At 60.1% G+C, this 16,968-nt stretch carries 17 protein-coding genes and 1 pseudogene; 14 read left to right on the top strand and 4 right to left on the bottom strand.

The features are described from left to right. Positions 1 to 106: 106 nt before the first annotated feature. From E4633_RS07485 to E4633_RS07495, 3 genes and pseudogenes are all read right to left on the bottom strand, one after another. Positions 107 to 835, bottom strand: a pseudogene (locus E4633_RS07485) (DUF72 domain-containing protein). A gap of 14 nt (positions 836 to 849) precedes the next feature. Then, positions 850 to 1,395, bottom strand: a complete 546-nt coding sequence (locus tag E4633_RS07490) for a phosphatase PAP2 family protein (protein WP_135869639.1) — start codon at positions 1,393 to 1,395, stop codon at positions 850 to 852. A gap of 154 nt (positions 1,396 to 1,549) precedes the next feature. Next, complete coding sequence (locus E4633_RS07495) at positions 1,550 to 2,569, bottom strand: cytochrome c3 family protein (RefSeq protein WP_135869640.1); 1,020 nt, start codon at positions 2,567 to 2,569, stop codon at positions 1,550 to 1,552. Positions 2,570 to 2,706: 137 nt separating this feature from the next. Between E4633_RS07495 and E4633_RS07500 the strand changes: the two genes are divergently transcribed. The 11 genes from E4633_RS07500 (at position 2,707) to E4633_RS07550 (ending at position 13,611) form a co-directional block, all read left to right on the top strand. Next, positions 2,707 to 3,225 carry a DUF4124 domain-containing protein gene (locus E4633_RS07500; RefSeq protein WP_135869641.1) on the top strand — a complete coding sequence of 173 codons (519 nt, stop codon included), beginning with the start codon at positions 2,707 to 2,709 and terminating at the stop codon, positions 3,223 to 3,225. Between the two features lie 88 nt (positions 3,226 to 3,313). Continuing rightward, positions 3,314 to 4,144: a carboxylating nicotinate-nucleotide diphosphorylase gene (gene nadC / locus E4633_RS07505; protein WP_135869642.1), complete on the top strand. Its 831-nt coding sequence runs from the start codon at positions 3,314 to 3,316 to the stop codon at positions 4,142 to 4,144. Continuing rightward, the gene (locus tag E4633_RS07510) at positions 4,141 to 5,124 is read left to right on the top strand and encodes a biotin--[acetyl-CoA-carboxylase] ligase (protein WP_135869643.1); all 984 of its coding nucleotides are present in this window, start codon (positions 4,141 to 4,143) and stop codon (positions 5,122 to 5,124) included. Before nadC ends, E4633_RS07510 begins: the two co-directional genes overlap by 4 nt. Before the next feature lie 161 nt (positions 5,125 to 5,285). Next, entirely contained in the window at positions 5,286 to 6,053 is a 768-nt protein-coding gene (locus E4633_RS07515; protein ID WP_135869644.1) for a type III pantothenate kinase, read from the top strand. A 170-nt stretch (positions 6,054 to 6,223) separates the two neighbouring features. Beyond that, complete coding sequence (gene fusA / locus E4633_RS07520) at positions 6,224 to 8,323, top strand: elongation factor G (RefSeq protein ID WP_135869645.1); 2,100 nt, start codon at positions 6,224 to 6,226, stop codon at positions 8,321 to 8,323. A gap of 77 nt (positions 8,324 to 8,400) precedes the next feature. Then, complete coding sequence (locus E4633_RS07525; protein ID WP_135869646.1) at positions 8,401 to 9,543, top strand: SPOR domain-containing protein; 1,143 nt, start codon at positions 8,401 to 8,403, stop codon at positions 9,541 to 9,543. A 6-nt stretch (positions 9,544 to 9,549) separates the two neighbouring features. After that, the gene (locus E4633_RS07530; protein ID WP_135869647.1) at positions 9,550 to 10,440 is read left to right on the top strand and encodes a hypothetical protein; all 891 of its coding nucleotides are present in this window, start codon (positions 9,550 to 9,552) and stop codon (positions 10,438 to 10,440) included. 17 nt (positions 10,441 to 10,457) lie between these two features. Continuing rightward, positions 10,458 to 11,354: a GTP-binding protein gene (locus E4633_RS07535; protein ID WP_135869648.1), complete on the top strand. Its 897-nt coding sequence runs from the start codon at positions 10,458 to 10,460 to the stop codon at positions 11,352 to 11,354. Between the two features lie 3 nt (positions 11,355 to 11,357). After that, complete coding sequence (locus tag E4633_RS07540) at positions 11,358 to 12,041, top strand: MgtC/SapB family protein (protein ID WP_135869649.1); 684 nt, start codon at positions 11,358 to 11,360, stop codon at positions 12,039 to 12,041. A 46-nt stretch (positions 12,042 to 12,087) separates the two neighbouring features. After that, positions 12,088 to 12,624, top strand: coding sequence for a rubrerythrin (gene rbr, locus E4633_RS07545; protein WP_135869650.1), 537 nt, complete (start codon positions 12,088 to 12,090; stop codon positions 12,622 to 12,624). A gap of 165 nt (positions 12,625 to 12,789) precedes the next feature. Continuing rightward, positions 12,790 to 13,611, top strand: coding sequence for a cytidylate kinase family protein (locus E4633_RS07550; RefSeq protein ID WP_135869651.1), 822 nt, complete (start codon positions 12,790 to 12,792; stop codon positions 13,609 to 13,611). A 118-nt stretch (positions 13,612 to 13,729) separates the two neighbouring features. Here E4633_RS07550 and E4633_RS07555 read toward each other — a convergent pair whose 3' ends face one another. Next, positions 13,730 to 14,587, bottom strand: a complete 858-nt coding sequence (locus E4633_RS07555) for a PHP domain-containing protein (RefSeq protein WP_135869652.1) — start codon at positions 14,585 to 14,587, stop codon at positions 13,730 to 13,732. 145 nt (positions 14,588 to 14,732) lie between these two features. Between E4633_RS07555 and E4633_RS07560 the strand changes: the two genes are divergently transcribed. The 3 genes from E4633_RS07560 to E4633_RS07570 all read left to right on the top strand — a co-directional run bounded on the left by E4633_RS07560 (position 14,733) and on the right by E4633_RS07570 (position 16,581). Further along, entirely contained in the window at positions 14,733 to 14,957 is a 225-nt protein-coding gene (locus tag E4633_RS07560) for a hypothetical protein (RefSeq protein ID WP_135869653.1), read from the top strand. Position 14,958: 1 nt separating this feature from the next. Next, a complete protein-coding gene (locus E4633_RS07565; protein ID WP_135869654.1) occupies positions 14,959 to 15,615 on the top strand; it encodes an endonuclease III domain-containing protein in 657 nt (218 codons plus the stop codon). Positions 15,616 to 15,723: 108 nt separating this feature from the next. After that, a complete protein-coding gene (locus E4633_RS07570) occupies positions 15,724 to 16,581 on the top strand; it encodes an NAD(P)-dependent oxidoreductase (RefSeq protein ID WP_135869655.1) in 858 nt (285 codons plus the stop codon). Positions 16,582 to 16,968 lie beyond the last annotated feature (387 nt).

Genomic DNA, 16,968 nt, shown 5'->3' on the forward strand with positions numbered 1-16,968 from the left:
CCCCCTTCGCAAAGGGGGGGACGCAGGGGCTCATGCAGGGCTTCGTGGGGAGTTGGCGGGTTGTACGCCTCTATTCAGTGGTGAGTGCCGCCGACGGCGTCTTGGGCTACGCCTTTAGCATGGCGGCGAGATCGCGGGCGTTTTGGGGGGCGGCGCCGCCTGCGTCGTTGTTGAAATATATATACACATCCAAACCGCGCCCCAGGTACTTCCTGATGCGGGCCGCATCTTTTTGCAACTCCTCTTCCGTGTAAAACCCGTTGTAACTCCCCTGCTAACCGTGCCGCCTGATGTAGACGAAGTCCGCCGTGATGGGTGCTTCGTCCAGAAAGGTCGGATGGTCCGCCATACAGAGCGAGACGTTGCGGCTGCGACAGAGCTTCACCACGTCGTCGGTAAGCCAGCTCTCATTCCTGAACTCGAGGGTGTGCCTGCCGTGATAAGGTGCCACCTGGTCGAGAAAGCTCTCCAGGCGCGGCACGTCCGCCCTGAACTGCGGCGGGAACTGCCAGAGCACCACCTGCAGCTTCTCGCGCAGTTCTTCCGCCGGGGTGAAGAACCTCGCGACGGCCTCCTCTATGTCAACAAGTCTCTTTATGTGCGTGATGAAACGACTACCCTTGATGGCGAAGGAAAAGGACCCCTCGCTTTCCTCATACCAGTGCTGGAAAGTCTCGGCCTTGGGCGTCCGGTAGAAGGTGACGTTCAGCTCAACGGTGTCGAACACGGAGCGGTAATGCTCGAACCACCGCTTGGCGGGAAGCCCTTCGGGATAGAAATTGCCACGCCAGTGGTCGTAGCTGAAGCCGCTGCATCCGAGAAAGAGCTTCGCCATGACGGATTCCTCCTTTACCAGGAGCGCTGCCAGCGCATGCCGATCCAGTCCGGTCCGATGGTCGGGGCGATGTGAGTGGCGTTTTCGGGGGTGACGAAGAGTTTGCCGACGCCGAAAGCGATGGCGCCGGAGGCGATGGCATCGCGCCAACGATGGCTGTGGTTGTCGACGCGGTTGTACGCGACGTAGGCGGTGCCTACCCAGGCGGGAAGACCGTAGTGCCACCCGTAGCGCTCGCTTAAAAAGGCGGCGCCCGATCCGGCGAATGCTACATGTCCGGATGGGAAGCCGTAGGGATGACCGTTGGGACGCTCGCCCCAACTGGTCTGGTTGAAGCCGAGCCTTGCCGCGGAGGTGATAATCTGGTTGGCGGCCAGGTTGCGCAGCCACTGCTTTTCACCTTCTGCGTCGTCCTTGAAGAATGCGACCGCGAAGGCTGTGACGGGAATGACGGTCATGACTACGTCGCCGATGATGGCGTCGTCGGCCTTGGCGGGAAGCGAAGGGAGCAGGGTCAGAAGCAGGAGCAGAGCGGCGAGGCAGTAGCGGCGTCTTGACATGGGCGGCCCTCCGGTTAGAAGAAATTCAAACTCGGCAAGTATACCCGATGCCGCAGAGCGGGCCACAGGTTTTCTCTGCTGGGGAAAGGGCGTAAAAAAAAAGCGGGACCTGTTCGGGTCCCGCCTTTTGATGTTTCTGATTACCGCTTGAAGTTTACATCTTGTGGCACTTGTCGCACTCACCGGAGGAGGTGAAGGCGTCCTTGCCGTTGTGGCATGCACCGCAGGACAGACCTTTTTCCATGTCGCCCATGGTGTGATGCTTGGCACCGGCCTGCATCGGGAAGATCTTGTTGTGGCAGTCGGCACACTTGTAGGCTTCAAGGTGGAACTCGTGGCTGAAGGTTACTTCGCCGCCATCGTTCTTGAAGAGAATCTTGCCGGGCTTGTAACCCTTGTGGCACTTGTTGCAGTCGCCGGCCACGGAGAAGGCTTCCTTGCCGTTGTGGCAGCCGCCGCAGGACTTGCCTTTGCCCATATCCGCCATGGTGAAGTGCTTGGCGCCTGCCTTGAAGGCGAAGAGCTTGGTGTGGCAGTCTTTGCAGCTGAACGCTTCGAGGTGGAAGTCATGGCTGAACTTCGCGTCGGTGACCCCTTTGGCCTTCCAGGTGATCTCGCGCGGCTTCATACCGGCATGGCACTTGCCGCAGTTGCCGGCGACGGTGAAGGCTTTTTTACCGTTGTGGCATGCGCCGCAGGTTTTGCCTTTCTCCATCTGGGCCATGGTCACGCGCCCTTCCTTGCCGGTGATCACGGTGCCGTTGTGGCACGCCCTGCAGGAACCGACCTTGGCGATGTGAACGGAGTGGCTGAATACAGTCTGGCCGGCGCTTTTTACTTTGAAGTCTACGTTGCGCGGCTTGCCTTTGTGACATTTGACGCAACTCTTTTCATCGGCTACGCTGAAGGCCTTGATGCCGGTGTGACAGGCACCGCAGGACTTAGTCTTCTCCATCTCTGCCATGGTGAAGTGGTGCTTCGCCTTAAGATCGAAGATAGCGTTGTGACAGATCCTGCAATTGTTGTTATATTTCTTCAGGTGCACATCGTGACTGAAGACAACTGCATCCGCGTTCTTAAGAGGGAACTTGACGTCTTTGGTCTCTTTTGCGAAAAGCGCAACAGGCGACGCGCAGACGATAAGAACCATAAGTAAGGCGAGGCGAAACTGCATGGTACACTCCTTCTGGCTATTTATTTGCTCTGCCTAGGCACAGCCGGGATAATATACACATCGCAATAGCCATCGTCAATTCAAAACTATTGATTGTTTTTTATGTTCGGCCATTTAAGGCACCAAAAGGGGGAAGGATGAGGCACCTGTTGCTCTCTCTTCTGATACTGGCTCTCCTGTCACCGCTGCCTGCACGAGCTGCGTTCTATCAATGGACCGACGCGGAAGGCGTGGTGCACTTCACCGATAACCGCAACAACATCCCGAAACAGTACCTGGACAGGGCGCGCCGGGTTGAGGTTTCCGACAAGGCCACGACGATCACCCCCTCAACCGGCGGGACGATACGACAGGAGCCGCAGCAAAAGCCGCTCGAGCCGGGCGGTCACGGCGAGCGTTGGTGGCGCGACCGCTACAGGGCGCTTAGAAACGAACTGAAGAGTCTGCAGGACGGACGCACCGGCAAGGAGCAGGCGCTCGAGGAGCTGCGTCGCAAGCGTACCTTCTTCCACAAGGCGAGCGACCGTCAGGCAATAAACGTCATGGAAGCCGACATCGCCGGCGATGATGCGAAGATAAGTGAGATGCTCAACAGGATCCAGGCCCTCGACCTTGCCGCGGCCCAGGCCGGAGTCCCGCTGGAGTGGCGTCAGTAGCATCTTGGCGGGATTTATTAGCGGTTGCGGGCCTAGTTAAGCTGTGCTATAAAAAAATGCCGCTTAACACAGGGAGATGCCGGATAATATGAACCAAATCGATAACATAATTGACAACGCCCTCGCCGAGGATATCCACACCGGGGACATCACAACCCTTTCCGTGCTCACCAGGCCGCGCAGGATGCGCGCACGTCTTGTCGCCAAGGAGGCCATGGTCCTCTCCGGCATCGATGTCGCCCGCCGCGTTTTCGCCCGGCTCGATGCCGACATCACCTTCACCGCGGAATTCCAGGACGGTGCGCGCCTTGAGAAGGGTGACATCATCGCCAGGATGGAAGGGGATGCCGCCTCGCTTTTGCAGGGCGAACGCGTCTCCCTGAACCTTTTGCAGCGTATGTCCGGCATCGCCACGCAGACCGCGGCCTTCGTGCAGGAGCTCGAGGGAACCGGCGCGCGCGTGGTCGATACCCGCAAGACGACCCCGGGCCTGCGCGTCCTTGAGAAGTACTCCGTGCGTGTGGGGGGAGGGACGAACCATCGCACCGGCCTCTATGACGGCGTTCTCATCAAGGAGAATCACATCGCTGCCGCAGGGGGGATCCCCGAGGCGGTGCGCGCCGCCCGCGCCTACATCCCGCACACCCTGAAGATCGAGGTGGAGACCGAGACGCTTGACGAGGTGCAGCAGGCGCTGGACGCCGGTGCGGACATCATCATGCTCGACAACATGAGCCTTGATCAGATGACCGAGGCTGTGCAACTTATCGATAAGAGGGCGCTGGTCGAGGCGTCCGGGGGGGTGAACCTGAAGACGATCAGGTCCATAGCCCTGACCGGTGTGGATATCATATCGGTCGGTGCGCTCACCCACTCGGTACGCGCGACCGACATCTCAATGCTCATGGAGGACGTTTGAAAGACTCCGGGGTCGACGGCAGGATCATAGAGCTGTTCCGCTCCGGCGACGGGGTCGTCTCCGGAGCTGCGCTCAGCCGGCTTTTGGGCGTTTCGCGCACCGCCGTCTGGAAGCACGTCAAGGGGCTGCGCGCCGCAGGATATCTCATCGAAGCAGTCCCCTCGAAGGGTTACCGGTTGCTCTCCTCCCCCAAACTCCTCACCCAGTTGGATCTCTCTTCCGGCCTCGCCACCAGGAGGGTCGGTTCCCGCATCGTCTGCCTAAAGGAAACGGAGTCCACGAACCAGGTCGCCTTCAAGATGGCCGAGGAAGGTGCCGTCGAGGGGACCGTGGTCATCGCCGACGCCCAGAGTGCAGGGAAGGGTAGGCTCGGCCGGGTATGGCTGTCGCCTGCCGGGGTGAACCTCTACTGCTCCGTGGTACTGCGTCCAGCCATAGCGCCCATGGCGGCTTGTCAGCTCACATTTCTCTCCGTGGTCGCCGTGGCGCGTGCCATCGAGAGCTGCACGAGCTTGAAGCCCCAGATCAAGTGGCCCAACGACATCCTGATCAACGGCAAGAAGGTAGCCGGGCTTTTGAACGAGATGAACGCCGAGACCGAGAAGGTTAATTTCGTCGTGCTCGGGATCGGGGTGAACCTGAACCTCAGGATGTCGTCGATAGCGGAGTCGCTTTTGCGCCATCCGGCCACCTCGCTGATCGAGGAGGGTGGCGAGGAAGTGGATCGGGTCGCCTTCACCAGGAGGCTTTTGACCGAGCTCGACGAGCTCTACGACGTCTTCCTGCAGGAAGGGGAGGGGCCGGTAAGGGCCGAGTGGCTCGAGCGTTCCGCGATCCGTGGGCGCAGCGTTAAAGTGAGCCAGGGAGAGCGCGAGTTTACCGGAGAGGTGCAGGGGGTGGACTCCTTCGGTGCGCTCCTCGTCAAGCTTATCGACGGCACGGTCGAGACGGTGCTCTCCGGTGACGTGGCGCTAGTCTGAATCAAAAGACCAACGGCGTTAACGCAAAGACGCAAAGTCGCGGAGACGCAGAGAAGAAGCAGGTTTTAAGCTCTCACCTTTTTAGATTTTCTTTGCGGCTTGGCGCCTTGGCGTCTTTGCGTTGAAGCTTTGCTTTCAGTTCTTAGTCTTGGAGGTTTCGTTTGCTTTTGGTGATTGACGTAGGGAACAGCAACATCGTTCTCGGCATATACGACGAGGAGCGCCTCGTACAGGACTGGCGGGTTTCCACCGACAAGTCCAAGACCATCGACGAGTACGGCATCCTGTTCCACGACCTGTTCCGCCTGTCGGGGATCGTCTTCTCGGACGTGAAGGACATCATCGTCTCCTCGGTGGTCCCCACCCTGACCGGGGTGCTCGAAAAGCTCGCACGCCAGTACTTCAAGATCACCCCCTACATCGTGGGCCCGGGGATCAAGACCGGCATGCCGATCCACTACGACAACCCGAAGGAGGTCGGCGCGGACCGCATCGTCAACGCCATCGCCGGCTACGAGAAGTACCGCTCGGCGCTCATCATCGTCGACTTCGGCACCGCGACCACCTTCGACTACGTGAACAAGAAGGGCGAGTACTGCGGCGGGGCCATCGCTCCGGGGCTTGCCATCTCCATGGAGGCGCTGTTCCAGAAGGCGAGCAAGCTGCCGCGCGTCGACATCGCCCGCCCGCCGAGCATCATCGCCAAGAACACGGTGAACTCGATGCAGGCCGGCATCTTCTTCGGCTACGTGGGACTCGTCGACGGCATCGTGCAGCGCATGAAGGCCGAGGGGAAGGAGCCGTTGAAGGTCATCGCCACCGGCGGCCTCGCCTCGCTCATTGCACCCGAGTCGTGCACCATCGAGGCGGTGGACGAGTTCCTCACCCTCGAGGGGCTGCGCATCATCTACAAAAGGAACAAGCCTTAGGGCTTACGCGTAACCGGCACATGCAGGTCCATCCGCAAGGCGGGTGAGGGAGGTTCCCGAAATCCACTCCAGAGTTTCAGCCAGGTAGTTGGTAGTAGTCTGTTTCGTCTCAAGTCAGGTCTCGTTGAAGCGTAGGTCATTGATGATCTTCATTCTAAAGGGAGGGCACTATGGGAAGGTATGAAACGGCAAAACTGCGTAACCTCGGTATTGTAGCTCACGGCGGCGCCGGCAAGACCACGCTGGCCGAGGCGATCCTGTTCGATACGGGCATGATCGACCGGCTCGGGCGGGTCGACGACGGCAGCTCCACGATGGATTTCGAGCCGGAAGAAATCAAGCGCCGGATCTCCATCACCTCCTCCCTCGACCACTGCGAATGGAACGGGCACTCCATCCACATCGTCGACACACCGGGATACGGAAACTTCATCGCCGACACCCGCGCCTGCATGCGTTCCCTCGACTGCGCCGTGGTGATCCTCTCCGCCATTTCGGGGGTCAAGGTCCAGACCGAGGAGGTCTGGCAGTGGGCCAACGAGTTCGAGGTCCCGCGCATCGCCTTCGTGAACAAGATGGACCGGGAACGCGCGAGCTTTTTGCGCGCCATTGACGACATGGAGAAGGCGCTCGGGGCGCGCGGGGTAGCGGTGCAGATGCCGCTTGGCGCAGAGGAGAATTTTGAGGGGGTGGTCGACCTCGTGCGGATGAAGGCCTACCGCTACGCGAAGGATCTCTCCGGCAAGTTCTCCGAGGAGGAGATCCCGGCCGAGTACCGGGACGAGGCGCAGCGACTGCGCGACATGATGGTTGAGACGGTGGCCGAGGCGTACGACGCGCTCACCGAGAAGTTCCTCGACACCGGCGAACTCACCGAAGAGGAGATCATCGACGGCATCAGGGTCGGCACCATGCGCAGCACCTTCACCGCCGTCTTCTGCGGTTCGGCCGCGATGAACATCGGTGTAGCGCAGCTTTTGGACGCGATCTGCAACTACCTGCCGTCTCCCCTGGACCGGACCAAGGCGGTGGGGATCGACCCGAAGACGGAACAGATCATCGAGCGGGGACCCTCGGAGAGCGAGCCGTTCTCGGCACTGGTCTTCAAGACCACCTCCGATCCGTACACCGGCAAGATCACCATCTTCCGCGTCTACTCGGGTGTCCTCAATTCCGATTCCCTGGTCTACAACTCGACCAAGGGGGTGCAGGAGCGCATCGGCCAGATCTTCGAGCTGGAAGGAAAGAAGCAGCACCCGATCAAGCAGGCGGTCGCTGGCGACATCGTGGCAGTGGCGAAGCTAAAGGAGACCGTGACCGGCGACACCCTCTGCGACGAAGGAAAGCCGATCCTCTACGAGCCGGCCCAGCCGCTCACCCCGGTCATCTCGTACGCCATCGAGCCTAAGACCAAGAACGACGAGGACAAGATCCACGGTGCCCTGCAGCGCATGATCGAGGAAGACCCGACCATCGAGAGCCACCGCGACCCGCAGACCCGCGAGTTCATCATCTCCGGCATGGGGCAGGTGCACCTCGAGGTGATCGTCGAGAAGATGAAGCGCAAGTTCGGGGTGGAAGTGCTCCTGAAGACCCCGAAGGTCCCGTACCTGGAGACCATCCGCGGCAGCGCGAAGGTGCAGGGGAAATACAAGAAGCAGTCCGGCGGACGCGGCCAGTACGGCGACTGCTGGATCGAGCTCTCGCCGATGCCGCGCGGCGAAGGGTACCTCTTCGAAGACAAGATCGTCGGCGGCGTGATCCCGCGCCAGTACATCCCGGCGGTGGACAAGGGTATCCAGGAGGCGGCCAAGGACGGCTTCCTCGCCGGGAACCCGGTGGTCGATTTCAAGGTCGCGCTCTTTGACGGCTCCTTCCACACCGTCGATTCCTCGGAGATGGCTTTCAAGGTCGCCGGATCCATGGCGTTCAAGAAGGCGATGGAACAGTGCAAGCCGGTGCTCCTCGAGCCGATCGTCAACATGAAGATAACCGTGCCGGACGAGAACATGGGTGACGTCATCGGCGACCTGAACTCCAGGCGCGGCAAGGTGGTCGGCGTGGAGCCGAAGGCGAACTCGCAGATCATCAGGAGCGTCGTCCCGATGTCGGAGGTACTGACCTACTCCAACGACCTGCGTTCCATGACCAGCGACCGCGGCATGTTCACCTCGGAGTTCTCCCATTATGAGGAGGTTCCGAGCCACCTGGCGCAGAAGATCATCACTGAGGCGCAGGATCAGAAGAACAACAACCATAAGAGTGCTTAGCTGAACGTACTGCCCGGTCTCTTCGATTGAGGAGACCGGGCAGGTAATTTTTCGATGCAATAGGGAGGATGGGCCAGATGGCGAAAGAATTTTTTCCGGAAGAAGATGAAAATGCTGCACAGAAGAAGAGCTCGCAACAGCGGCTCCTTTTGCTGCTTCTGCTCCTCATCATCCTTTTTGCGTACCTGTACTTCTTTACCGGTCTGATCAAGCCGCGCGGGGAACAGGCTTCCGCCCCGACACCGCCGCCTGCTCCTGCCGTGGTCAAGAAACCGTTGCCGCCGCGATCCACCTCCACCTCCGGAAATGCTACGGCGGACAAGCCCGCAAATGCTACGGCGGGCAAGCCCGCCGAGGCTCCGGCAGGCAAGCCCGCGGAGGCTGGAAAGCCTGCTGCCGCACCGGCTGCTGCTCCGGCTAAACCGGAGGCGGCTGCTAAGCCTGCCGCTCCTGCGGCAAAACCGGAGGCGGCTGCTAAGCCTGCTGCTCCGGCCGCTCCTGCCAAACCGGCTCCTGCTAAAGAGGCGAAACCTGCTGCTGCTAAGGAAGCGAAGCCGGCTCCGGCCAAGGAAGCGAAGGCTGCTCCGGCTAAGGAAGCTAAGCCCGCCGCTCCCGCCAAGCAGGCAAAAGCCGCTCCTGCCAAGGAGACAAAGCCTGCCGCTGCCAAAGAGCCAAAGACTGCAGCGGCCAAAGAGGCGAAACCTGCCGCGAAGACAGCGGCAAAGGCCAAAGCTGTCAAGCCCGTCGTAGCCTCGGCAAAGGGGGGATTTGCCCTGGAGCTGGACAATGACCTCGCCGAGAGCGAGATCCCGTCGGTGACGAACAAACTGAAGAAGGCGGGTCTCACCCGCGTGGTCACCATCAAATCGCACAAGGGCGAGCCGATGCACCGCCTCTTCCTCGCCGACTTCGGCAACCACGACGAGGCTGCCGAGGAACTGGGCCGCCTGAAGGGCGTGGCTCCGAACGCCTTCATGCTCAAGGAGAACGGCCGGTATGCCGTCTATGCCGGTTCCTTCATGAGGGAAGGGAAGGCTGCCGTGGAGCAGGACCGTCTCTACGACAAAGGGGTTCGTCTGGTGCTGAAGAAGGCGAACATCCCGGTTACCGTGGTCAAGGTTCGCGCCGGCAGCTTCTCCGATCCGACCAGCGCGGAGAAAGCGGCGGCAGGCCTTAAGAAAAGCGGACTCACGGCTAAGGTCGTCAAAGCGGGGAAATAAAATTCCGTGTCGAAAGTTACCCTGAGAATCTCAGCGGCGGCCGCTCCTTACGCAGGCGCGGACAAACCCAGAGAGAACCGGATTCTCGCCGCCTCCGGCAAGGTGCCGCTGCCGCCGTCCGACCTCGTGCTGCTTTTGTACTACCTCTGCCATGATCCGGACCAGGAGGTAAAACGTCTCGCGGTCGGGACGCTGCGCTCCCTGGATGCGCCGTTTCTCGTCGGGATACTGGCTGATCCTGCGCTGCCGCCGGTTGTGCTGGACGCGCTGGTTCAACTGCACGGCAAGCGACAGGAACTCGGGACCGTTTTTGTCGGACACCCGAACCTCTCCGAGAAGGCGGCGGCGTGGCTTGCCGCGCAGGGGATTGTTCCCGTAGTCCCCGCATCCGCCGCCGCTGACGGTCAGGAGCCGCAACGGCGGCACGATCCCGCCGCCGAGGAATCTTGCGCCGATGACGAGGAGGTCGACGAGGAGCGCTTCCAGTCGAAGTTCCAAATAGCCCAGGAACTCGGTGTGAGCGAAAAGATCAAGATCGCCATGACCGGTGACAAGGAGTGGCGCACCATCCTGATCAAGGACAACAACAAGCTCGTCTCGGGCGCCGCCATCAAGAACCCGCGTATGACCGAGGCGGAGGTGCTCGCCATCGCGAAGTCGACGGTGCAAAACGACGAGATCCTGCGGGTGATCTGCGCCAACAAGGAGTGGATCAAGAACGCGCAGATCAGGAAAGCGCTCGTGGAAAATAACAAGACGCCGCTTCCCAACTCCCTGCGCTTTCTAGGGACCTTGGGCGAAAAGGACCTTGCTTCCCTTGCCAAAAGCAAGAACATCAACACGGTGCTGGCGACGCAGGCACGCAAGATCCTGTTGAGCAAGAAAGAAAAAAGGTAGTTCAGGGGGGACCTCGAATGGCTCTGGTGAACCAGGCAAAACGCGAAATACACGCCAAGATAGTCTTTTTCGGCCCCGGCCAGGCAGGGAAGGGAACCAGCCTTAGGCACATCTTCAACAAACTGAAGCCGGAATTCCGCGGCGCGATGAAGGTGATGAGCGTGCAAGGCGCGCGCATGCTGTTCTTCGACTTCACCCCGCCCGGCGACGGCAACGTGGATGGCTTCCGCGTCCGTTTTCACCTGTACACCGTCTCCGGACCGGTTGTGGATCCGGCCGCCTGGAAGATGGTGCTGAAGGGGGCGGATGGCATCGTCGTCGTGGCCGACTCCTCGCCGCACCGTCTCGATGAGAACCGGGCCGCCATGGACGAACTTGTTTCATACCTGAAGGGGTACGGGCAGGGGTTGAGCACCGTTCCGGCCGTTTTGCATCTGAACAAGAACGATCTTGCCGATGCCCTCCCGGTCGCCGAGCTGGAGCGCCAGTTGAACCCTTCCCGTCTGCTCGCCTTCAGCACCTCCGGCCACAGCGGGCAGGGGGTGCTGCAAGGGGTGATGGCCCTGGTGAAGAACATCCTGACCGGCCTGCGTGCCAAGGGCGCCGATGGGATCGCAAGCGGCGAAACCCTGCAGCACATGGTGGAAGGGACAGCGGCTCCCGCCGCGCTTGCGGCACAGGCGCCGGCAGAGTCTTTCGCCGAGGTAACCACTCCCGCCGCCGCACCGGCTGAAGCGTCCGAGGCTGTTCTGGAGCTTTCAGAAGCGGCGGACGAAGCGCCGCTTTCCCTGGAAATCGCGGCGACCCCGGTCGTTGCCGAAGGTGACCAGATCCGTGTGCCGCTCACCATCCGCTGCGGTTCGCGCGAGAAGACCGTCGTGCTGACCCTTTCGCTTGGGCTCTCCGAGGAGTAGCGTTTGGGACCCGAACTGAGCATCCATCTTTTGGCCCGCCTGCTGCTCGCCTCCTTCCTTGGGGGGCTGATCGGCCTGGAGCGCGAGATACACGGCCGTCCGGCCGGTTTCCGCACCCATCTGCTCGTCTCGCTTGGGGCATGCCTCTTCACCATCACCTCGCTCGAGATGTACCGTGTCTTTGGAAATTTCAGCGGTAACGGACCGGTCGGCGTCGATCCCGGGCGCATCGCGGCGCAGGTGGTGACCGGCATCGGCTTTCTGGGCGCGGGTGCAATCATCCGCGAGCGCGCCTCGATCCGCGGGCTCACCACCGCCGCCTGTCTATGGGTCGCTGCAGCGCTCGGTATCGCCTGTGGCATCGGTCTCTTCTGGCTTGCCATCTCGGTCACCCTCGTGGCGCTCGTCAATCTCCTGCTCCTGAAAGAGGTGGAGCGAAGGCTCACCCGTGACACCTACGTGCTGGTGAAGGTGTGGGGGGAGGATAAGGGGGACTTCCTCGCCCGCGTCTACGACATCCTGAGCGATACCGGCATGGACAACGTGGACGCGAAGTTGCAAAAAGACCTCGAAAAGGGGGTCATATCCATAGAACTGCAGGTCAAGCAGGCGAAAAAGGGGTCGTCCGTCGAACTGCTTGCCCGCTTAAGTGCTGTCGACGGGGTCAAGAGGGTCAGCGTGGACTGACCAACCTGACAACGTTTTTCAAGCAACAACGAAAGGAGAACAGAGCATGGCGGAACTGAAAGGAAGCAAGACCGAGAAGAACCTGATGGAAGCGTTCGCCGGCGAGTCGATGGCGCGCAACAAGTACACCTACTACGCGGCGGTGGCCAAGAAGGAAGGGTATGAGCAGATCGCGGCACTGTTTCTCGAAACGGCCGAGAACGAGAAGGAGCACGCGAAGCTCCACTTCAAGGCCCTCAGCGGCCTTGGCGACACCGTGACCAACCTGAAGGCTGCGGCGGCAGGCGAGTATGCCGAGTGGGTCGACATGTACCCGCGTATGGCCAAGGAGGCGCGCGAGGAGGGGTTCACGGCGCTGGCGACCATGTTCGATGGCATCGCAGCCATCGAAAAGGCGCACCAGGAGCGTTACAAGGCGTTGCTCGCCACGGTTGAAGAGGGGACCGTCTTCAAGGAAGAGGCTCCGACCAGCTGGAAATGCCGTAACTGCGGCCACATCCACGAGGGAACCGACGCCCCGGACCTCTGCACGGTCTGTCACCACCCGAAGGCGCACTTCGAGCGTCTCGCGGAAAACTACTAACCAAAAGAGGCGGGGGAGGGTCTCCCCCGCCTTCTTTGTCTCTCAACTCCTGCGTTTGCCCCCGCTACACCTGAGTCCAGTTCCCCGAAAGCAGCAAAACCCCTTGTATACGGACGACTTTACATGCTATGATTCGTGCGTTTTTCATTAGCAAAGGAGGCATGCATGGCAATCATCACAATATCCAGGGAGATGGGTACCGGCGCCTACGCCATAGCGAAGGAACTTGCGAAAAAGCTCAAGTACACCCTAGTTGACCGGGTGAAGATCGAAGAGCTCGCTCCTTCCTATGGGCTGACACCGGAAATCCTGGAACGGGTGGACGAGAAGCCCCCGTCATACCGTACCGCGGAAGACCGCCTGCAGGCAGCTCACCTTGCCACCATGGAGCTGATCCTCCTTGACTGTGCCAAGAAGGGGAACGTTATCCTTTACGGCAGGGGCGCTCAGGACCTCATCAAGGGACTCACCAACGTGCTCAAGGTACGTTTCGTCGCGCCGTTTGAAGACCGGGTGGAGAAATTCGCGGAAAGGGAGTGGATCGATCCGGACCTGGCCCGAGAGTTGATCCGCAGAAGTGATCACCAGCTCGGCGGTTTCATCCACTTCTATTTCGACCGCGACTGGAATGACCCGCTGGCTTACGACCTTCTTTTCAACACCAAGGTCTGCACCCCGCACGCCATGATCGAGTCAGTCATCGCCGCTTCCAAGGACGCACGTCTCAAGGAAGGGGAGGAGGAGTCGATGGAGCTTCTCGATGATCTCATCCTGGCCAAGAAGGTGGAGGCGGAACTGTTGAAATCGTCGCTTGCCCGCGCCCTGAAGTTCTGCATCAGCTGCGAGGACGGTGTGGTCACCATCGCCGGCCACGTGCAGGCGGAGGAGGAGATCGAGGAGGCCGTCAAACTGGCCATGTCGGTGAAGGGTGTGGTCGACGTGGAGAGTGAGCTCGATGTGCTGAGCTACAAGCCGGTGAAGGACTAGAGGCAGGTCTATCCGCACCAACTGACATACACGAACGGCAAGGGCCGGGCGGCGCGGAGGGGGTGAGAACCGGAAGGTGTTCAGTCCCGTTCCTGGCCGCCAGGCCCTTTCTTTTTTCCTAAACCCTTTCTTCTTTCATGCGCCGGAGTTCGGTGACGCAGCTGTACGGGATCGCCATCGTGCCGCGGCCGGTACCCATGCTGATCCCTTCCTCGATGCCGTGGTAATCGGACCCGCCGGTCCAGATCAGCCCTTTCTTCTCGGCATAACTCCGTAAAAACCAGCTTTCCTGCTCGCTGCAGACGTTGTTGAAGGCTTCCACGCCGGAAAGCCCCATCGCGCTCAGTTCGTCGATGATGCGGGAGAGGGTGTCGCGGTCGTTGGTTATCGTGGTGGGATGCGCCAGGATGGCGATGCCGCCCAGACGCTGCACCGTGGCGAGCGCCTCCTCCATCGGGAAGTAGCGCTTCGGGACGTCGCAGGGAAGCAGGTAGCGCACGAATGCGTCCTGCATGTCGCGCACGTACCCCTTGTGCATCAGCACCTGCGCTATGTGCGGGCGCCCGAGCGCACCACCGGCGAGGGCGGCTGCTTCGGCGCTCGAGATGGGCTTTCTCCCTTCGGTGGCGAGCTTTTCGTTGATCCTGTTGACGATGGCGTCGCCGCGCGCCTCCCTGCGGTCCCTGAACTCCTTCAGGATCTCCTGGAGTTGCAGGTCGCGGTGGTCGAGCAGGTAGCCCAGAAGGTGGACGTCCTTGAAGGAGCTGTAAGCTACGGAGAACTCCAGCGCGGGGAGCACTTCTACCCCCGCGGCGGCGCCGGCGGCGAGCGCCTCGTCGATACCTGCCACGGTGTCGTGGTCGGCGAGTGCGATCGCCTTAAGCCCGAGCCCCTTGGCCATGGCAACCAGTTCGGTGGGGGTGCGCACGCCGTCGGAAAATGTTGAGTGAAGATGAAGGTCTACCAGATCGTTCATGAGAGTCTCCCGGATTTAATCAGTAGGTCATTATAGGGGTTTCTCTCTTTTGTGCAACCGCTAAGGGACACTTAGCAGTTGCCTTGAACCGGTCCATCTTGTATAACGAAGCTTTGCGTTTTTCACAATAAAAGCAGAGGTGTTCGTGGCAAAGACAAAAGGTATGGCGGGGGCGATTTTTGCCCTGTCGACGTTCATCATCGGCGGGCTCATGACCTTCACCGGGCTGGGTCTCATCACATTCATGAAGTACAAAGATCTGATGGGTCTTGGAGAGGGGCGCAGCATCGGTATTCTCCTGGTTTGCGTAGGTCTCATCGCCTCCATTCTCGGGGTGCTTGTGATGCGCATCGTGAACAACAGGATCTGACATGCGTGACGAGCAGATCCATGAGGCCATAGCGATACTGAACGAGGCGGTCAAGGCCTGGGTCAGTCCTGCCGTGACCATCGTGGCTACCCAGGGGCACGATCCCTTCAAGGTGCTCGTCTCCTGTATCCTTTCCCTGAGGACCCGCGACCAGACCACGGCCGAGGCGTCGTCGCGGCTCTTCGCCCTGGCGGATACGCCGCAAAAGATGGCGCATCTGACCGTTGCTGAGATCGAGCAGGCAATCTACCCGGTCGGTTTCTACCGCGTGAAAGCGGAGCAGATCCACGCCATCTCGCAAAGCCTCTGCGATCTGTACCAGGGGGCGGTCCCCGAAGACCTGGAAACGTTGCTCACCTTCAAGGGGGTGGGGCGTAAGACCGCGAACCTGGTTGTCACGCTCGGTTTTGGCAAGCCCGGCATCTGCGTCGACATCCACGTGCACCGCATCTGCAACCGTTGGGGGTACGTGAAAACAAACACACCGGAGCAGACCGAGTTTGCCCTGAGAAAGAAGCTGCCTGATCAATACTGGATCATAATCAACGATCTTCTAGTCACTTTCGGGCAGAACCAGTGCACCCCCGTCTCACCGCGTTGCTCTACCTGTCCCTTGTACCAGTTGTGCGACAGGGTCGGTGTCAGTAAATCAAGATAAAACAGTGTTGCAGAAATTCGCTCATTGAGTATAATGGGGCCTTGAATTTTGCCGCTGAACCGAAATGCTATCCAGCTGGTGTAGCGCACCAGCCACTCTGGGGGGATTATGCTTAAGAAGATAGGTTTTGTGGGACTGGGCACCGTCGGTGTTCACATGGCAGCCAACCTTGCCAAGTCGGACTACCAGTTAACGGTGTTTGACCAGGACGCCAATGCCATGGCCGAACTGTCGAAACTCGGGGTGAAAGTCGGTGATTCCCCTGCTGCCACCGCCAAGGGGCAGGACCTGGTTATCGTCATCGTTCCTGAGAGCAAGTTCCTGGTCTTTGGCGAGAACGGGGTGCTGGACGGCATCGATCCAGGCACGATCCTCGTCGACATGGGCACCCACTGCCTGGAGACCATAGAGCGGATGGCCGAGGAGGCCAAGAAACGCCGCGTCATGTTCCTCGAGGCGCCGGTTTGGGGGAGCAAGGAGCACGCCGCCAACGGTCTGCTCACCATCCTGGCCGGTGGAGACGAGGCGCTCCTCGGGCGCTGCCGCGAGCCGTTCTCTTACTTCGGGCTTAACATCATTCACATCGGAAAGATCGGCGACGCCACCCGGATGAAGCTGATCGTTAACCTGCTGCAGGCCGAGATGATGCAGTCGCTCTCCGAGGGACTCGTCTTCGGCGAGAAGATGGGCTTCAAGCCGGACAAAATCCTCGAGGTGCTCGACTCCGGCGGGGTAGCCTCGCCGCTGTTCCACTCCAAGGGGCGCTCCATCGCGCGCGGCGATTTCAGCCGCAACCTCGCCCTCAAGTACGTGCACTCCCAGATGCTGCGCGTGCTCGAGGTGGCCGACAAACTCGAACTCGACCTTCCGGCAGCGAAGACCGTCGCGGGGATCTACGAGCAGGCGGTCAATGACGGCAGGGGCGAGGAGGATTTCTCCGCCATCGTGAAGCTGCTGCGCAAGTAGTTTTTCGGATAATAACGGTTTCAGCCAAAGAGGCATCCCTTACGGGGGATGCCTCTTTTTTTGTGCCAGTTTCCTCCCTTACGAGCATCGATCCGGCTTGCCGCGGAACATGGAGTACAGTGGCCGCAAGATGTCTTAGCCCACTCACCGCAACACGAGCCCTAGCGTTCCCCCCTTTGCGAAGGGGGGACAGGGGGGATTTGTTTTGGTCAGTGAGCAAGTGCCGGATGCATGGAAGGAAATGAAAAATAATTGAGTGTACAAAAAAGTTCCGACTACGGTAGAAATACATATTCGCATGTTTTGCGAAGTTAAAAAGTTTGTTTAGCGCATGCTTATCGAGAAACATTATCGTACCACGTTAAACTATTTCAGACTGAAGTTGTA

Source organism: Geomonas terrae (assembly GCF_004791675.1).
Taxonomy (GTDB): Bacteria; Desulfobacterota; Desulfuromonadia; order Geobacterales; family Geobacteraceae; genus Geomonas; species Geomonas edaphica.

Coding starts and splice junctions, on each gene's coding strand:
- E4633_RS07490 (WP_135869639.1), bottom strand. CDS start 1,395: ATGTCAAGACGCCGCTACTGCCTCGCCGCTCTGCTCCTGCTTCTGACC.
- E4633_RS07495 (WP_135869640.1), bottom strand. CDS start 2,569: ATGCAGTTTCGCCTCGCCTTACTTATGGTTCTTATCGTCTGCGCGTCG.
- E4633_RS07500 (WP_135869641.1), top strand. CDS start 2,707: ATGAGGCACCTGTTGCTCTCTCTTCTGATACTGGCTCTCCTGTCACCG.
- nadC (WP_135869642.1), top strand. CDS start 3,314: ATGAACCAAATCGATAACATAATTGACAACGCCCTCGCCGAGGATATC.
- fusA (WP_135869645.1), top strand. CDS start 6,224: ATGGGAAGGTATGAAACGGCAAAACTGCGTAACCTCGGTATTGTAGCT.
- E4633_RS07525 (WP_135869646.1), top strand. CDS start 8,401: ATGGCGAAAGAATTTTTTCCGGAAGAAGATGAAAATGCTGCACAGAAG.
- E4633_RS07535 (WP_135869648.1), top strand. CDS start 10,458: ATGGCTCTGGTGAACCAGGCAAAACGCGAAATACACGCCAAGATAGTC.
- rbr (WP_135869650.1), top strand. CDS start 12,088: ATGGCGGAACTGAAAGGAAGCAAGACCGAGAAGAACCTGATGGAAGCG.
- E4633_RS07550 (WP_135869651.1), top strand. CDS start 12,790: ATGGCAATCATCACAATATCCAGGGAGATGGGTACCGGCGCCTACGCC.
- E4633_RS07555 (WP_135869652.1), bottom strand. CDS start 14,587: ATGAACGATCTGGTAGACCTTCATCTTCACTCAACATTTTCCGACGGC.
- E4633_RS07565 (WP_135869654.1), top strand. CDS start 14,959: ATGCGTGACGAGCAGATCCATGAGGCCATAGCGATACTGAACGAGGCG.
- E4633_RS07570 (WP_135869655.1), top strand. CDS start 15,724: ATGCTTAAGAAGATAGGTTTTGTGGGACTGGGCACCGTCGGTGTTCAC.